Genomic DNA, 16,050 nt, shown 5'->3' with positions numbered 1-16,050 from the left:
AACTACGCTTGGGTGGGGATGCCTGGAGCCGCTGCTCTTTCACTGGCCACCACCAGTTCCTGCATGGTCTGCATGATGTGGCTGAGGCTTTGCGTGTCAGCATCGCGCAGCCATGCCGGCATGTGTTTTTCCAGTAACCGCGAATAGCGCGTGTTCAGCGTTGCCTTGCTACCAAGATCATCCTCGAGCCTGAGTGCCGCCATGACCTGCGCGTGTCGCGTGGTGGTCGATGACGGCTGGTCGTCGCCCCATAGCGACGGCAGGTTCAGGCGCTGGCGCTGGGTGTCGATCAGTTGCTGTACCTGCGCTTCGATCGGATCATCGGCATACCACTCATAACGCAGACGCTCAGCCAGACGCGCCTGCTCGGCGGATTGCGGGTCGGCGTACAGGTGCAGCAACGTGCTGTTGAGTAGAGGGTCGTCCAGCCGTTCGCACAGTTCGTCATGCAAGGCCTTGAGCGAGGGAAATACCTCGATGCCTTGTGACAGGCAGCACAGCAGTGCCTCGCCGGTTTCGCTGTCGGCGTCGAGCAGCGTGCCCTCAGGGGTGCCCGCGACGATCACCATCACCCCCGGCAGGTAGCTGCGCCAGTTGGGCTGCAGGTTCACCAGCAGGGGCCGGTAGACCTGAGGTCGGTGTGCTGCCGCTATCTGCTGGCGTTGCCAGGCGCGCGGTTGCTCGATGCAAGTGCGCAGCGGTGCGGCCTGATCGGCGCTCAGCGTGTCGTCAGTGATGCGCAGGTCGATTTCGGCCAGCAGGTAAATCTGGCGCAGGGCGATCAGCGACTGCTTGCGGTTCAAGCCTTGAGTATTGAGTTCTGACCAGTAGCTGGCCAGGTCGCTGTGGAGCTTGCGTCGCGTCTGCAGATCATTGTGCAGCGGCTGCTCGATGACCGGCAGGAGTTCGAGCAGCGCCTTGATCTGGCCGGTGAGTGTTTGGATAAGTTCGAGAGGTTGCATGGCCCGCTCCTTGTCATGGGGGACCCTGCATCCTAGGTACGGCAAACCTGCTGTGGTTGTAGCCAGATAACTCAACTGCGCCTGATCAGTGCCCGCACGCCGAGCACGCCAGGAATGCCCAGGCCGACCCAGGCCAGAACATCCCAGCCATCGTCACCCAGCAGCGCGGCGAACAGCCCCCCTGCACCCAGCAGCGCGATCAGCACAGGCCAGGTAAAGATCCGCCAAGGTGGGTTGCGAGCGATGGCTCATGGCTTGGCCTTCGCGCCGGTACGGCGCTTGCCCCACCAGAGATAAACGCCACTGGCGAGCACGACGATGGTCAGCACGTCGAGCAGTGCCCAGAGGATCTGCATCGGCCGTCCGCCGTAGTCGCCAAAGTGCAGCGGTTGCGACAGGCCCATCGCGTCCATGTACCAGGGCCGCTCGCCGACTGCTGTGACGGCGAGGGTGGTGGCGTCGATCAGGACTGGGGTGAACAGGTGCGAGGTCAGATGCGTGGCGCCGTTCATGAACACGGCATAGTGGTGCTCACTGGAGAAGCGTGTGCCGGGGAATGCGATGAAGTCGGCACGCATCCCCGGTGCAGCGGCAGTTGCGATCGGCAGCAGCTGGCTGGCCGACGCACGCTCGGCCAGCGGCGGCGCGTCGCGGTAGGGTGCAACCATTGCTGCCAGGCTGTCGTTGCGCCAGGCGGCGATGACCAGGTCAGCACAGGCACTGATCACCCCGGTGACGCCAACCACCAGCGCCCAGGTCAGGGTCACGATGCCGATCAGGTTGTGCAGGTCGAGCCAGCGCAGGCGCGGCGATCTGTCCTGGCGCACGCTGGCGAACGGCAAGCGGCGCATGAACGGCGCATACAGCACTGTGCCGGAGATGATCGCGACGACGAACAACAGGCCCATGAACGCCAGCCATAGTTTGCCGGCAAGCCCTGCGAACATGTCCACGTGCAGGCGCAGGATAGTCATCATCAAGCCGCCGTTGGCAGCCGGCATGGGCACGGCTTCGCCGGTGCGCGCATCGAGCATGAAGGTGTGCGAGTCGTTGGGATCGCTGCCTGCCGTGGCGGCAGTGATGGCGACTACGCCGTTGGGCTCGTCCTCGTCATAGCCGAAGTACTGCATGACTTCGCCAGGACGATACTGTTCTGCCTTGAGCACCAGTTGCTGCAGGTCCAGGTGCGGGGTATCGGCAGGCATCTGGCGCAGTACGGGGGCGTCGCCGAGCAAGTGTTCCAGTTCGTGATGGAAGATCAGCGGCAGGCCGGTGATCGCCAGCAGGAGCAGGAACAGTGTGCAGATCAGGCTGCTCCAGGTATGGACCGTGGACCAGCGGCGCAGGGTTAGGCTTTTCATCGCGTTTCCGGGTTGCCAGGGGGGCGTCGGGAGCGGCGCCAAAGGTGGGGTGTGCGCAATACCTGTAGGAGCGGGCTTGCCCGCGAACGGGCCGCAAAGCGGCCCCGGGCGCGACTCAGAACTTGTAATTGACGCTGGCTACGACGTTGCGTTCGTCGCCGTAATAGCACCAGAAACCGTCGCAGTTCGCCAAGTAGTCCTTGTTGAACAGATTCTTCGCTTCGACCGCTACGCTCAGGCCTTTCATGCTGTTGTCCAGCCGGCCGAGGTCATAGTGCGCCGAGGCGTCATAGACCGTATAGGAACTGACATGCGCCACGCTGGTGTTGGCGGTGTTGCCGTAGGTATCGCCTACATAGCGCACGCCACCACCGACACCGAAACCGTCAAGCAGGCCGTTGTGCCAGGTGTAGTCAGCCCAAAGTGTTGCCTGGTTGCGCGGAATCAATGCCATGCGGTTGCCGACGTCGGTGGCAAGACCCTTGGTGATCTCGGTATCGGTGTAGGTGTAGGAGGCAATCGCCTTGAAGTTGTCGGTCAACTGCGTGGACGCTTCCAGCTCCAGGCCACGAACCTGCAATTCACCGACCTGGCGGGTGATGCTGCCTTCGGTTACACGCACGTTTTGCTGGGTCAGGTCATACACGGCGGCGGTCAGCAAGGTCTGGCTGCCAACCGGCTGGTATTTCACGCCGACCTCGTACTGACGGCCCTCGGTCGGTGCGAACGACTGCGCTGCTCGGGCATCGGCACCCATGGTGGGCTGGAACGACTCGGTATAGGAGATATACGGCGTGACGCCATTATCGAACACATAGCTCAAGCCTACGTTGCCGCTGAAGGCCTTGTCACGCTGGGTGCTGGTGGCATTGTTGACGTTGAATCGAGTCCCGGTGTGCACCCAGTCCTCGCGCCCGCCGAGGGTCAGGCGCCAGTTATCCAGTGACATTTGATCTTGCACGTACACACCCGTCTGCTGAGTCTTCTGGTTGAAATCTTGCAGGGTAATGTAGCTAACCCCGGACATGTCAGCGCCATACACCGGCCGATTGACGTTGATCGGCGGCACACCCAGGCCATACAACCATTGGTAGTTGGTATTGGCGCGTTGGTGGTCGAGGCCCAGCAGAAGCGTGTGGCTGACGGCGCCGGTGTCGAAGTCAGCCTGGAAGTTGTTGTCCACTGCAAACTGGCTGATGTCTTCGTTGATGATGCCTGACTCGCGGTTGACGTTGCCGTCGGCGTCGACGGTGTTAAAGGTACCGACGTTGACGGCCTGGAACGACAGATCGTTTTTGGTGTAGCGCAGATTCTGGCGGAACTGCCAGGTATCGTTCAGTCGATGTTCGAAGGCGTAACCAAGGGCGTAGTAGGTGCGGTCGTAGAAGTCCCAGTCGGGCTCGCCAAGATTCTTGTGGTGAGAGATCTTGCCTGCCGCAGATGGCAACTTGGTGCCTTGCAGCGGCAGGAACTGCCCGGTAATGCCGGTATCGTCGCGGGTGTACTGGCTGATGAAGGTCAGCTTGGTGTCTTCGTCAACGTTCCAGGTCAGGCTCGGAGCGATGTTGTAGCGTTTGTCCGGGATGTGATCGATGGGTGAATTGCTGTCACGCACCACGCCGCTGATGCGGTACAGAAAGCGGCCTTCGTCGTCGATCTTGCCGGTGCTGTCGAAGTTGATCTGCTTGTGTTCGTTGCTGCCGGCCTGGACTTCGATCTGATGAGCCCTCTCTGCCTGCGGGCGGCGGCTGACCATGTCGAGCATACCGCCCGGCGGGGTCTGGCCATAAACCGATGAGGCAGGGCCACGCAGTACGGTAATGCGCTCAAGGTTCCATGGCTCGACCTTGGGGTTGGCGAACGAGCCTTTGGGCAGCGCCAGGCCATCAAGGAACTGGGTCGGGTCGAAGCCGCGCACACGCAGCCAATCGGCGCGCGAGTCGGAGCCATAGCCGCTACTCTGCACACCAGCGGTGTAGCGCAGGGCGTCGTTCAGGTTGAGAACCTGGCGGTCGTCCAACTGCTGGCGGGTAATCACCGACAGAGAGCGTGCAGTCTCGACAATCGGCGTGTCGGTCTTGGTGCCCGCAGCGGTGCGCGTAGCGACGTAGCCGGTGCTGGCACCCCATGCGCTCTCATACTCGCCGGCCGCATTGATACTTGTCTCCGGCAACGCCAGGCTGCCTTCCGGCGTGGCCACCAGGCTGTAACTGCCGACACTACTCTGCTGCAGTTGCAGGCCGCTGCCGCGCAGGGCCGCCTGCAGTGCGCCGAGGGCATCGTACTGGCCTTTGACCGGCGCCGCGGTGCGCCCGCTGACCAGGGCTGGGTCGATCGCCAGGGCGATACCCGCCTGGCTAGCGATCTGATTCAGGGTCGTCGCCAGTGGCGCGCTGGGCAAGTCATAGGCGAGTTGCGATTGCTCGGCAGCATGCAGAGCAGGGCTGGCCATCGGGATAGACAGGGCAATCGCCAGAGCCATCAGGCTGGGGCGCAGGATACGATCAACGGCACGGGGCATGCAGCGGCTCCTCGACGGATAAGTGCTTTGTGCTTCCTTGCCGAGCGAGAATTGAAAAGTGACAGGGGCCTGTCGAAATAAATTTATCGGCGCTGCCGCTAGCGGCTCATTGCGCGACGACCTTGACCCACCATGGCGTGCGCTGCTCGACCTTGACCGGCAATGCAGGGGTCAGTGAGGCCAGTGCCAGGTCGATATCGGTCAGCGGGAAGCTGCCGGTCACGCGCAGGTCGGCTACCTCGGGCGCGACGCCCAGATGGCCGCTGCGGTAGCGGCCCAGCTCAGCGATAAGATCGGCAAGGCGCACGTTGTCCACCACCAGCATGCCGCGGGTCCAGGCATCGGCGCCGGCCGCAACCGGGCTGATCTGGCTGAGGCCATTGGCCGTCATCATGACCTGCTGGCCTGCTGCCAGGACCTGCTCATCTGCACGGTTGGAAGGCATTGCCGCGACCTGCGACTGGAGCACTTCAAGACGCGTGCCTTGCGCTTCGCGCTTGACCAGAAAGCGTGTGCCTAGTGGGCGCAGGCGACCATCATCGGTACGCACCAGCAGTGGCCGCAGGTCGTCATGGCCGGTTTCAACCGAGATTTCGCCCTGATGCAGAACGATCACGCGCTGGCTGCCTTCGAAATCGATATCCACGGCGCTATGGGTATTGAGGCTGAGCAACGTGCCGTCTTCCAGGCGCAGGGTGCGCAATTCGCCGGTGGCGGTGCGCTGATCTGCCAGCCAGTAACCCGGCGACAGCGACGGTGCATCGAGTTGCAGGACCAGCGCGGCGACCAGTAGCACGCTGGCGAGTCCGCCGCCAAGGGTACCAACCCGCCGGCGCAAGCTGACCCGCGACTGCAGCAGTGCCTTGCGCGCTGGGCCGACTGCGGCGCTGAAACGCTGGTCGAGCATGCCCAGTTGGCGCCAGGCGCGAGCGTGCTCTTCGCTGGCAGCGTGCCAACGTAGAAACTCACTACGCTGCTCTGGCACGCCGGGGCTGTCGTCCAGGCACAGCTTCCAGGCGATTGCAGCGTCCAGCACCTTGTTCGAGACCGGGCTGGTGCTCACGTCGGCTCGCCATACAGAGCGATGTAGCACTGGCGCATTCCCTGGGCCAGATACTGACGCACACGGGAGACGGAAACGCCCAGACGCTCGGCGATTTCGGCATGGCCCATGCCATCCAGGCGGTTGTGCAGGAACGCAGCGCGGGCTTTGCTCGACAGTTTGCCAAGCAAGCGGTCGATGGCCTTGAGGTCTTCGAGAATCAGTAGTTGCAGTTCCGGCGAGGGCTGTTCGGCTTCGGGCATCTGCGCCAGTTCCGCCAGGTAAGCCTGCTCCAGCGCAGCCCGGCGGAAATGATCGAACAGCAAACCCTTGGCCACTGCAGCAAGAAACGCTCTTGGCTCACGCGGCACCGGCAACTGGTCACGCCCGAGCAAGCGCACGAAGGTGTCCTGACTCAGGTCTTCGGCGCGTTGCTGGCAGCGCGTGCTGCGTTGCAGCCAGGCCAGCAGCCAGCTGCGGTGGTCGCGATAAAGCGCACCGATCAGATCAGCATGTGGACTGTGCGCAGACGGCAAGAGCGTTCCCCGGAAAGAATGCGTTAACTAACGATAATTATTCGCGATTGTTACAGAGGCGGGTGGCCGCACGCAATCCACGTCTATCGGATAGCTATTACCAACTGTGACTCTGAGCCTTGCGCCGCCGCCATTGCTGCAGGCGCGTGCTCAGTTGCAGGGGGCTGTCGAGCTGCTGCCGGCGGGCCTGGCTGAACAGGATCAGGGCCAACTCGGCGGTGACCTGGGCGTCGGCACTGGCGTGATGGCGCTCATCCACCTGCAGGCCGAAGTGGCCGATCCAGTCGTCCAGGCCGGCCTCGCGCATTACCGTGTCGGGGTTGAGCATCGGCGCGATTTCGGCCACGTCGTAAAAGCTGTGCTGCAAGCGATGGCCAAGACTGTCTTTCAAGGCGCGGCCGAGCATGTGCTGATCGAACGGCGCGTGGAACGCCAGCAGTGGGCTGTCGCCGATGAACTCGAGCAACTCCAGCAGCGCCGTTGCCGGCGCTGAGCCGGCGGCCAGGGCATCCGGGCCGAGGCCGTGGATCAACACGCTGGGGTTGGTCTTCTGCGCCGGGCGGTGCAAGGTGCGTTCGAACTGCTGGCTGAAATCGATGGCGCCGTCTTCGATAGCCACTGCGCCGATCGACAGCACCTGATCACGGTTTAGGTTGAGCCCGCTGGTTTCCAGGTCGATGACCACCCAGCGCTGCTCGCGCAGCGAATGCACGCCTGGCGGCGCTGGCTTGGGCAATTGCGCCAGGCGCTGGCGCATGGCCGGGTCGACGGCGGCAGGCAGGGAAGGGCGCAGCCAGGTAAACAGACTCATAGCTGATACCGCAGGGCCAGGCTGCTTTGCAGGCGTTGAGCCTGGCGCAGCGACTCACGCAGGATGCGTCGATCGAGCTGGTTGAGGCTGTCCGGGTCAAGCCGGTTGGAGTAGGCCTGGTTGGCGCGGCTCTGGCGTTGATGCTGCTGCATGCGGGTTTGCTGGATGAAGTGGTATGCCTCTTCGAAGGCGGCGCCGTCCAGGGCATCGATGACTTCTCTGGCGACCAGCTGACGCAGGCGTTCGAGGGTGTTGCAGGCGCCAATGCCGTTGGCCAGGGCGAGCAGACGGGCGCCGTCGACAAACGGCGTCAGGCCCTGCACCTTGAGGTCGAGGGTGGCGGCCTTGTCGTTGCCTTGACGGGTCAGTACGAAGTCGCGCAGGCGCCCCACCGGTGGCCGCTGGCGCAAGGCATTGTCGGCCATCATGCGCTGGAAAATGCGATTGTCGCGGACCTGGGCAAGCATGCCCTGGCGCAATTGTTCGACCGCCTGCTCATCGCCCCAGACCGCGCGCAGGTCAAAGTAGATGGAAGACCCGAGCAGGTTTTCCGGGCTGGCCTCGCGGACGAACCCGGCAAAGCGCCGCGCCCACTCGCTGCGCGACAGGCACAGGTCGGCGTTGCCGGCCATGATATTGCCTTGGCACAAGCTGAAACCACACTGCGCCAGGCACTGGTTGATGTACTGCGCCAGCGGCAGCAGAGCGCGCCGATGGGCGTCGGCCTGGGCAGTATCGTCGGCCTCGAACAGGATGCCGTTGTCCTGATCGGTGAACAGGGTTTGTTCACCGCGGCCTTCACTGCCAAAACACAACCAGCTGAATGCTACGCCGGGATCGCCACGCTCGGCCAGGGCCAGCTCGATCACCCGGCACACGGTGTGGTCGTTGAGCAGGGTGATGATCTGGGTGATCTGCGTCGACGAAGCACCGTGGGCGAGCATGCGCTCGACCAGCTGGCTGATCTCGCCGCGCAGCGACACCAATGTGTCCAGCCGTGGCGCATGGCGGATGGTGCGCGCCAGATGGACCAGGTCGACCCGCTGCAAGGAGAACAGATCGCGTTCGGACACCACCCCGCACAGGCGCCGCTCATGTACCAGGCAGACGTGGGCAATATGTCGTTCGGTCATCGCCATGGCCGCATCGAACGCAGTTGCATCCGGCGCCAGGTAAAACGGCGCGGCGGTCATGTGCAGGGCAATCGGCGCGCTCAGTTCGGCGCTGGCATCGGCCACTACCTGACGCAGGTCGCGCAGGGTGAAGATGCCGATCGGAAAGCGCTGCGGATCGATGATCACGATGCTGCCGACCTGCTGTTCGTGCATCAGGCGCACCGCTTCGCGCAAGGGCATGTCCGGAGTGCACACCACCGGGTGACGCATGGCCAGCTCGCCCAGAGGTGTATTCAGGGAATATTGGCTGCCGAGATTTTCTACCGCACGGTGGCGCACCTGCTGATTAACCTGATCGAGCAGGCTGCTGACGCCGCGCAGAGCAAAATCACGGAACACATCCGACATCGAGAACAGGCGAATGAACGCAGCTTTGTTCAGCTGCAGGCAGAAGGTGTCCTCGCCGGCAACGTGCTCGGTGCGGGTCGCACGCTCGCCAAGCAAGGCCGCCAGCGGGAAGCATTCGCCGCTGGTGATCTCGAAGGTAGTTTCTACCCCGGCCTGGCTGACGTGCTGGCGCTCACCGACGACGCGCCCTTGCTTGACGATATAGAAGTGCTCGACCGGGCCATCGGCGGGCTTGATGATGCTTTCGCCGCTGGCGTGGAAGCGCAGTTGGCACTGCTCCACCATAAAGGCCAGATGGCTGTGTTCCATCTGCTTGAACGGCGGAAAGCGCTGCAGGAACTGCAATGTGCCCTGGATGTTCTGCAACACCGCGGTTCTGCCGGCTTGGCTGTAGGCGTCCTTTTTACTCATGAGCTGACCGTATCGCTGTGCCGATCTATATATATCTAACTATATATAGTGAAGTCGGCCTTGTTGTTCTCGGTCCCCATGGTCGGCTGGCGGCCGGTTCGTGCCCATTGGACGTAAGTCTATGAGGGCATAACGCCCGTTCGGCGACGTTGGCTGCACGGGCCGATAGCACATTCGGCGAATTTGTGGTCATACGCTGTGCAGACGATATTTCAACGGGAAGACCATGGGTGAGCATGACGACATTCTGAGTGACGCCGAGCGCGAGGCGTTGGCCTTGGTCAGCGCGCCACCGCCGCAACTGCCGCTGGTGCTGGTGGTCGACGACGACATCCTCAGCCGTAGGGCCCTGGCTTGGTATCTGAATCGCAAAGGTATTCGCTGCATCAGTGCGTCGAGCGCATTGGCTGCGTTGCGGGCACTCAGGCGTGAACCGCGTATTGGCATGATGATCACCGATCTGCGCATGGGGCCAGTGGATGGGCTTGAACTGATCAAGCAGATTCGCAGTTCGGTGCGGGCAGATTTGCCCATTGTGGTGGTGTCGGGGGAGTCGCAGGTGCCAGAGGCCGTCAAGGCGATGCACCTTGGGGTGCTGGACTTCATGGTCAAGCCGCCGGATCTGGACAAGCTGTTGCGGCTGGTGAGGAAGGAATTGCGGATTGAGTGAAGCTAGGGCCGCAAAGCGGCCCTAGCATTCTCCACTTACAGCCCGTTGCGCGCCTTGAACTCGCGGCGGCGACGGTGCAGCACCGGCTCGGTGTAGCCGTTCGGCTGCTTGGCACCTTCGAGCACCAACTCCAGCGCTGCCTGGAAGGCAACGTTGTCGTCGAAGTTCGGCGCCATTGGCCGGTACGAACTGTCGGCAGCGTTCTGCTGATCGACCACTGCCGCCATGCGCTTGAGGCTTTCCAGCACCTGCTCTTCGCGCACGATGCCGTGGCGCAGCCAGTTGGCGAGCAATTGTGCGGAGATACGCAGGGTCGCGCGGTCTTCCATCAGGCCGACGTTGTTGATGTCCGGCACCTTCGAACAGCCCACACCGTGGTCAATCCAGCGCACGACATAGCCGAGGATGCCCTGGGCGTTGTTGTCCAGCTCGTTGCGAATTTCTTCGTCGGACCAGTTGGTGTCGGCTGCCAGCGGGATGGTCAGAATGTCATCGACCGAGGCCGGCGCGCGCTTGGCCAGTTCCGCCTGACGCGCCTGCACATCAACCTGGTGGTAGTGCAGGGCGTGCAGTACCGCGGCGGTCGGTGACGGCACCCAGGCGGTGTTGGCACCGGCCAATGGGTGAGCGATCTTCTGTTCGAGCATGGCCGCCATCAGGTCAGGCATGGCCCACATGCCCTTGCCGATCTGGGCACGGCCTTGCAGGCCAGTGGCGAGGCCGACATCGACGTTGTTGTTCTCGTAGGCGCCGATCCACTTCTCGTTCTTCATGGCGCCCTTGCGCACAACGGCGCCGGCTTCCATCGAGGTATGGATTTCGTCACCGGTACGGTCAAGGAAGCCGGTGTTGATGAACACCACGCGCTCGGCCGCAGCCTTGATGCACGACTTGAGGTTGACCGTGGTACGGCGCTCCTCGTCCATGATGCCAACCTTCATGGTGTTGCGCGGCATCTGCAGCACGTCTTCGACGCGGCTGAAGATTTCTGCGGCAAACGCCACTTCTTCCGGGCCGTGCATTTTCGGTTTGACGATATAGACGCTGCCGGTGCGGCTGTTCTTGCGGGTGGTGGTGCCCTTGAGGTTGTGCAAGGCGATCAGGCCGGTGAACAGGCCATCCTGGATGCCTTCCGGGATCTCATTGCCCTGCGCGTCGAGGATTGCGGGGTTGGTCATCAGGTGACCAACGTTGCGCACGAACAGCAGCGAGCGACCGTGCAGGCTTACGCTGCCGCCGTTCGGTGCGGTGTACTCGCGGTCCGGGTTCATGGTCCGGGTGAAGGTCTTGCCGCCCTTGCTGACGCTTTCGGACAGATCGCCTTTCATCAGGCCCAGCCAGTTGCGGTAAACCACCACCTTGTCGTCGGCATCGACTGCAGCAACCGAGTCTTCGCAGTCCATGATGGTGGTCAGGGCCGATTCCATCAGGATGTCTTTGACGGCGGCGGCGTCAGTGCTGCCGACCGGGGTGCTGGCGTCGACCTGGATTTCGAAGTGCAGGCCGTTGTGCTTGAGCAGGACTGCGGTTGGCGCCGCGGCCTCGCCACGGTAGCCGATCAACTGTGCATCGTCGCGCAGGCCGCTGTTGCTGCCGCCCTTGAGCGCAACCACGAGCTTGCCGGCATCGATGCGGTAGCCGGTGGAGTCGACGTGCGAGCCAGCAGCCAGAGGCGCAGCCTGGTCGAGGAAGGCGCGGCCAAAGGCGATGACCTTGTCACCACGGACCTTGTTGTAGCCCTGGCCTTTTTCGGCGCCACCTTCTTCGCTGATGGCGTCGGTGCCATACAGCGCGTCGTACAGCGAACCCCAGCGCGCGTTGGCGGCGTTGAGGGCGAAACGCGCGTTCATCACCGGTACTACCAGCTGTGGGCCGGCCATGCTGGCGATTTCTTCGTCGACGTTTTGCGTGGTTGCCTGGAAGTCTTCTGCTGCTGGCAGCAGATAACCGATTTCCTGGAGGAATGCCTTGTAGGCTGCGGCGTCGTGAGCCTGGCCTTGACGCGCCTGGTGCCAGGCGTCGATCTGGGCTTGCAGCTGGTCGCGTTTGGCGAGCAGGTTTTTATTCTTCGGAGCGAGGTCGTTGATGATCTTTTCCGCACCGAGCCAGAAATCCTTGGCGACGATGCCGGTGCCTGGAATGGCTTCGTTGTTGACGAAGTCGTACAGCACCTTGGCGACCTGAAGGCCACCGACTTGAACGTGTTCAGTCATTGCTTGCCTCACTCTGCTCAGCTATTTCGCTCATCGTATTAAGCCTGTAGCGCTTCTTCAAACACGCACCAGTACATGCCCGCAGGCGGCTGGGTGCGGCCTGCCAGACGCGCTGGCGGGCGGTTTGCGTATTTTCACAGGCGCCATCGGCAGACATCCAGCGACGTTTTGTAGTCCGCGTCGGGGCATACTACATGAAGCAGCAGGCGGGTGAACATCAGACTAAAAGCGTCGCTGTGCGACCATTTGGTCGCATAGGGTCACGCTGGGAAGCCGCATGTTCGCAAAAAACAGGTAGATTGTTCCAGATAAATCTTGAAACAGTACACGATTAGTCATTCGGACTGCCCTGCGGCAGGTTGCCACAGCTTGCCTATACTCACTCGATTGCCAGCCTTTGCGCCATGTTCGGCCTGGCTGAAACCTTGGCAGGGCAGAGGAGTACGCAGTGGACCACCTAGTATTGACCGTGATCGCCCCCGACCAGGCCGGGCAGGTAGAACGCATTGCCCAGTGCATCGCCAGCCACAACGGCAACTGGCTGGAAAGCCGCATGTCGCGCATGGCCGGGCAGTTTGCCGGGATCCTGCGGGTGGCGGTGCCGACTGAGTCCCACGCTGAATTGGTCAAAGCGCTGGAGCAACTGATCAGCCACAACATCCGCGTGCTGATCGCCGAGAGCGGCGCCGAGCCTGCGGCTAACTGGAAGCCAATCAGTATGGAACTGGTGGGCAATGACCGCCCAGGTATCGTTCGCGACATTACCCGATTGCTGGCAGACAAGGGGGTAAATCTGGAGCGCTTCACCACTGAAGTACGGCCGGCGCCGATGAGCAGCGAGCCACTGTTCCACGCCAACGCGCTGCTGGCGTTGCCGATGGCGCTTTCGTTGGAGGATCTGCAGCAGAGCCTGGAAGCGCTGGCCGATGATTTGATGGTCGAACTTGAGCTGCGCGCCGAAGAATAGTCCACAGCCAGGGCGGTGCGGTTATCCCTGATTTACGGGGACGTCCCTGTGGATAACCTGGGGGCGTACCGCTTCGGCCCAATGCCCATGCCGCTTGCCGAGGATTGAGCAAAAAACGCTCAGTAATCAGGCGCTTGTGCACAAAGCGCGGGGATCAGCATGTGGATAACCTCTGGAGAGGTTGCTGCAGGCCACGCCAGCTGTGGCCTGCAGGATTTTGGTCATTTATTGATCAGGTACGCTTGCGCACTTTAAGCCAGGCATCCACGCTGTACAGTGCCAAACCGGCCCAGATGAACATGAATGCGACCAGCGTGCTCGACGACAGGTGCTCGTCAAACAGCAGCACCGCCTGCAACAGCACCAGGCTCGGTGCCAGGTACTGCAGGAAACCCAAGGTGGTGTAGGGCAGGTGTCGCGCGGCTGCGTTGAAGCACACCAACGGGACCAGCGTGACCGGCCCGGCGGCAATCAGCCAGAGCGCTTCAGTGCTGCTGAAGAAATCCCCCTGCGTGCTGCTGGCAGCCGGGTGCAGCAACAGCCAGCCCGCAGCCAGCGGCACCAGCATCCAGGTCTCCACTACCAGCCCGGGCAGTGCCGCGACGGGTGCCTGCTTGCGGATCAGCCCATAGAAGCCAAAGGTCAGCGCCAGCACCAGCGACACCCACGGCAGGCTGCCGACCTGCCACACCTGCTGTGCGACCCCGACCGCTGCCAGGCCGACCGCCAGCCACTGCAGCCGCCGCAAACGCTCGCCGAGCAGGAGCATGCCCAGCAGCACGTTGATCAATGGGTTGATGTAATAGCCGAGGCTGGCTTCGAGCATGCGCCCGTTGTTTACCGCCCAGACATAGGTCAGCCAGTTGCCGGCGATCAATGTGCCGCTCAAGGCGAGGATTGCCAGGCGCTTGGGGTTGTCGCGCAACTCGCGCCACCAGCCGGGGTGCTTCCACAGCAACAGTAACAGCGAACCGAACAACGCCGACCAGAGCACCCGGTGGACGATGATCTCGACCGCCGACACGCTCTGAATGGCTTTGAAGTACAGCGGGAACAGGCCCCAGATGATGTAGGCCGTCAGGCCGAGAATATACCCGCGACGCGGGTTTGCAGCGTGCATGCCGAATCCTTGCTTAGGTAGCTAAATAACAGCACCCATTGTAGACAGACCTGCACCTGCTCCTAGAACAATTTCAGCGGCGCTTCGTCCAGCGCCGAGATCTGCTCGCGCAGGGCAAGGATCTGATCGCCCCAGTAACGCGGCTGACCAAACCAGGGGAAGCTGCGCGGGAACGCCGGGTCGTCCCAGCGCCGCGCCAGCCAGGCGCTGTAGTGCAACTGGCGCAAGGCCCGCAGCGGCTCGATCAGCGGCAGCTCGCGCGGGTCGAAGTCGTGGAATTCGTTGTAGCCGTCGATCAGCTCGGCCAACTGGCCCAGGCGTTCTTCGCGGCTGCCGGCGAGCATCATCCACAGGTCCTGCACTGCCGGGCCCGTCCGGCAGTCGTCCAGATCGACCAGGTGGTAGGCGTCTTCGCGGTGCATGATGTTGCCTGGGTGGCAGTCGCCGTGCAGGCGGATGGTCTGGTGCGGGGTGCGCGCATAGATCGCTTCAACCCGTTTGAGCAGATCGCGAGCGACCGATTCATAAGCTGGCAGCAGTTCCTTGGGCACGTAGTTGCCGTCGAGCAAGGTCTGCAGCGAGGCATGCCCGAAGTTATCCACAGCGAGCGACTCACGGTGCACAAACGGCCGCGTGGCGCTGACTTTGTGCAGGCGCCCGAGCAACTGGCCTAGGGTATACAGTTGGTCGAGATTGCCCGGCTCTGGCGCCCGGCCGCCGCGGCGTGGGAACAAGGCAAAGCGAAAGCCCTGATGTTCGAACAGGCTCTGGCCTTCATGGCTGATTGGCGCCACGACCGGCACTTCGCAGTCGGCAAGCTCGGCGGTAAAGGCGTGTTCTTCGTGGATCTGTGCGTCGGTCCAACGCCCCGGCCGGTAGAACTTGGCGATCAGCGGCTGCTGGTCTTCGATGCCCACCTGATAGACCCGATTCTCGTAACTGTTGAGCGCCAGCACGCGGGCATCGCTGAGAAAGCCCAGGCTTTCTACCGCATCAAGGACCAGGTCGGGGGTGAGGGTATCGAAAGGGTGGGACATTGGAGCTCCGCAGGGCGACATCGTGAGCACCATGGTACTCCATTACCCTGCGCACCGGAGGTCGCTAGGCCGGCACGCCCAGCAGTACATAAGCCGGATGGAACTGCGCACGTAGTTCGCTGCCGGTGGTCACCCCATGAGCTGTCAGCCACTGGCTCTCGGCAAAAGCGCAGAGGGTCTGGCCATTACTCAGTTGCAGGCGCACTTCGCAGCTGGCCTCTTCTTCAGCGAGCACTTCGGCGACCGTGGCGCCGAGCGTGTTGCTGCCTGGTTCTGCGGTGTCCTCCGGGCCGAGCAGGTGCACCCAGCCGGCCTTGAGCAAGGCCACTACCTGGCTGCCTGGCGCCAGTTCCAGCCGCTCGGTGCTATCGCGGGTGATCAGCGCTTGAATCTGCAGCCCGCCACTCAGCGCCAGGGTCACCCGGTCATGCCGACCTTCGCTGCTCACTGCGCTGACCTCACCCTGCAACTGATTACGCGCGCTGGTGCGCAGCATCAGCCGGCCGAGCAGGTCGAGGTCGCTACTGTGTTCAGCGGCCTCGAGCACTTGCGCCTGCAGCGCTTGCAGGCGCAAGTAAAGGCGCAGCACGCGCTGGCCCTCTGACGACAACTGCGCGCCGCCACCACCACGGCCGCCCGTGCTGCGTTCGACCAAAGGCTGCGCGGCAAGGTTGTTGAGCTCGTCGATGGCGTCCCAGGCGGACTTGTAACTGATCCCGGCAGCCTTCGCCGCGCGGGTGATCGAGCCCTGCTCGGCGATGTGCTGCAGCAGGGCTATGCGCTGCGGGCGGCGGGCGATGTGTTGGGTGAGCTGGGTGGGCAGAGACATGCGCTTGAGCCAGGCGGTGTGAGACTGGCGAAGTTGCCTCCCGTAGC

14 protein-coding genes are annotated in these 16,050 nt (G+C 62.8%); 2 read left to right on the top strand and 12 right to left on the bottom strand.

Features of this window, described 5'->3' with window-relative positions; all coding sequences use genetic code 11:
- Window positions 1-2 precede the first annotated feature (2 nt).
- The 8 genes from IDM28_RS23970 to IDM28_RS20850 form a co-directional block, all read right to left on the bottom strand.
- Window positions 3-962 (bottom strand): hypothetical protein, encoded by a 960-nt coding sequence (locus IDM28_RS23970; protein ID WP_262500177.1) that lies wholly within the window; start codon window positions 960-962, stop codon window positions 3-5.
- A gap of 71 nt (window positions 963-1,033) precedes the next feature.
- On the bottom strand, window positions 1,034-1,168 hold the full coding sequence (locus IDM28_RS23965; RefSeq protein WP_262500176.1) for a hypothetical protein: 135 nt from the start codon (window positions 1,166-1,168) through the stop codon (window positions 1,034-1,036).
- Window positions 1,169-1,210: 42 nt separating this feature from the next.
- On the bottom strand, window positions 1,211-2,323 hold the full coding sequence (locus IDM28_RS20875; RefSeq protein WP_188036794.1) for a PepSY-associated TM helix domain-containing protein: 1,113 nt from the start codon (window positions 2,321-2,323) through the stop codon (window positions 1,211-1,213).
- Between the two features lie 115 nt (window positions 2,324-2,438).
- On the bottom strand, window positions 2,439-4,844 hold the full coding sequence (locus tag IDM28_RS20870) for a TonB-dependent siderophore receptor (RefSeq protein ID WP_188036793.1): 2,406 nt from the start codon (window positions 4,842-4,844) through the stop codon (window positions 2,439-2,441).
- A 106-nt stretch (window positions 4,845-4,950) separates the two neighbouring features.
- Entirely contained in the window at window positions 4,951-5,907 is a 957-nt protein-coding gene (locus IDM28_RS20865; RefSeq protein WP_101322436.1) for a FecR domain-containing protein, read from the bottom strand.
- Complete coding sequence (locus IDM28_RS20860; RefSeq protein WP_150571148.1) at window positions 5,904-6,422, bottom strand: RNA polymerase sigma factor; 519 nt, start codon at window positions 6,420-6,422, stop codon at window positions 5,904-5,906. Before IDM28_RS20860 ends, IDM28_RS20865 begins: the two co-directional genes overlap by 4 nt.
- Window positions 6,423-6,519: 97 nt before the next feature.
- Entirely contained in the window at window positions 6,520-7,233 is a 714-nt protein-coding gene (locus IDM28_RS20855; protein WP_101322434.1) for a PolC-type DNA polymerase III, read from the bottom strand.
- Window positions 7,230-9,167, bottom strand: coding sequence for a putative nucleotidyltransferase substrate binding domain-containing protein (locus IDM28_RS20850; protein WP_101322433.1), 1,938 nt, complete (start codon window positions 9,165-9,167; stop codon window positions 7,230-7,232). Before IDM28_RS20850 ends, IDM28_RS20855 begins: the two co-directional genes overlap by 4 nt.
- 226 nt (window positions 9,168-9,393) lie before the next feature.
- Between IDM28_RS20850 and IDM28_RS20845 the strand changes: the two genes are divergently transcribed.
- Window positions 9,394-9,837, top strand: coding sequence for a response regulator (locus IDM28_RS20845; RefSeq protein WP_101322432.1), 444 nt, complete (start codon window positions 9,394-9,396; stop codon window positions 9,835-9,837).
- Between the two features lie 35 nt (window positions 9,838-9,872).
- On the opposite strand, the gene IDM28_RS20840 is transcribed toward IDM28_RS20845, so the two are convergent.
- Window positions 9,873-12,050 carry a malate synthase G gene (locus IDM28_RS20840; RefSeq protein WP_181108025.1) on the bottom strand — a complete coding sequence of 726 codons (2,178 nt, stop codon included), beginning with the start codon at window positions 12,048-12,050 and terminating at the stop codon, window positions 9,873-9,875.
- Window positions 12,051-12,498: 448 nt separating this feature from the next.
- On the opposite strand from IDM28_RS20840, the gene IDM28_RS20835 reads away from it, so the two are divergent.
- The gene (locus IDM28_RS20835) at window positions 12,499-13,017 is read left to right on the top strand and encodes a glycine cleavage system protein R (protein ID WP_101322430.1); all 519 of its coding nucleotides are present in this window, start codon (window positions 12,499-12,501) and stop codon (window positions 13,015-13,017) included.
- Between the two features lie 232 nt (window positions 13,018-13,249).
- On the opposite strand, the gene rarD is transcribed toward IDM28_RS20835, so the two are convergent.
- From rarD to IDM28_RS20820, 3 genes are all read right to left on the bottom strand, one after another.
- Window positions 13,250-14,137 carry an EamA family transporter RarD gene (gene rarD, locus IDM28_RS20830; protein ID WP_188036792.1) on the bottom strand — a complete coding sequence of 296 codons (888 nt, stop codon included), beginning with the start codon at window positions 14,135-14,137 and terminating at the stop codon, window positions 13,250-13,252.
- A 62-nt stretch (window positions 14,138-14,199) separates the two neighbouring features.
- Window positions 14,200-15,174, bottom strand: a complete 975-nt coding sequence (locus tag IDM28_RS20825; protein ID WP_101322428.1) for a serine/threonine protein kinase — start codon at window positions 15,172-15,174, stop codon at window positions 14,200-14,202.
- A gap of 64 nt (window positions 15,175-15,238) precedes the next feature.
- On the bottom strand, window positions 15,239-16,003 hold the full coding sequence (locus IDM28_RS20820; RefSeq protein WP_181089440.1) for a TOBE domain-containing protein: 765 nt from the start codon (window positions 16,001-16,003) through the stop codon (window positions 15,239-15,241).
- Window positions 16,004-16,050 lie beyond the last annotated feature (47 nt).

Source organism: Pseudomonas sp. EZ-C24 (genome assembly GCF_014525325.1).
Classification (GTDB): domain Bacteria; phylum Pseudomonadota; class Gammaproteobacteria; order Pseudomonadales; family Pseudomonadaceae; genus Aquipseudomonas; species Aquipseudomonas shirazensis.
This window is presented reverse-complemented; position numbering and strand designations above follow the sequence as displayed.

Excerpts from the sequence above, each read along its gene's own strand:
- IDM28_RS20845 (WP_101322432.1), top strand. The coding sequence starts at position 9,394 with ATGGGTGAGCATGACGACATTCTGAGTGACGCCGAGCGCGAGGCGTTG.
- rarD (WP_188036792.1), bottom strand. The coding sequence starts at position 14,137 with ATGCACGCTGCAAACCCGCGTCGCGGGTATATTCTCGGCCTGACGGCC.
- IDM28_RS20825 (WP_101322428.1), bottom strand. The coding sequence starts at position 15,174 with ATGTCCCACCCTTTCGATACCCTCACCCCCGACCTGGTCCTTGATGCG.
- IDM28_RS20855 (WP_101322434.1), bottom strand. The coding sequence starts at position 7,233 with ATGAGTCTGTTTACCTGGCTGCGCCCTTCCCTGCCTGCCGCCGTCGAC.
- IDM28_RS20840 (WP_181108025.1), bottom strand. The coding sequence starts at position 12,050 with ATGACTGAACACGTTCAAGTCGGTGGCCTTCAGGTCGCCAAGGTGCTG.
- IDM28_RS20870 (WP_188036793.1), bottom strand. The coding sequence starts at position 4,844 with ATGCCCCGTGCCGTTGATCGTATCCTGCGCCCCAGCCTGATGGCTCTG.
- IDM28_RS23970 (WP_262500177.1), bottom strand. The coding sequence starts at position 962 with ATGCAACCTCTCGAACTTATCCAAACACTCACCGGCCAGATCAAGGCG.
- IDM28_RS20820 (WP_181089440.1), bottom strand. The coding sequence starts at position 16,003 with ATGTCTCTGCCCACCCAGCTCACCCAACACATCGCCCGCCGCCCGCAG.
- IDM28_RS20875 (WP_188036794.1), bottom strand. The coding sequence starts at position 2,323 with ATGAAAAGCCTAACCCTGCGCCGCTGGTCCACGGTCCATACCTGGAGC.
- IDM28_RS20850 (WP_101322433.1), bottom strand. The coding sequence starts at position 9,167 with ATGAGTAAAAAGGACGCCTACAGCCAAGCCGGCAGAACCGCGGTGTTG.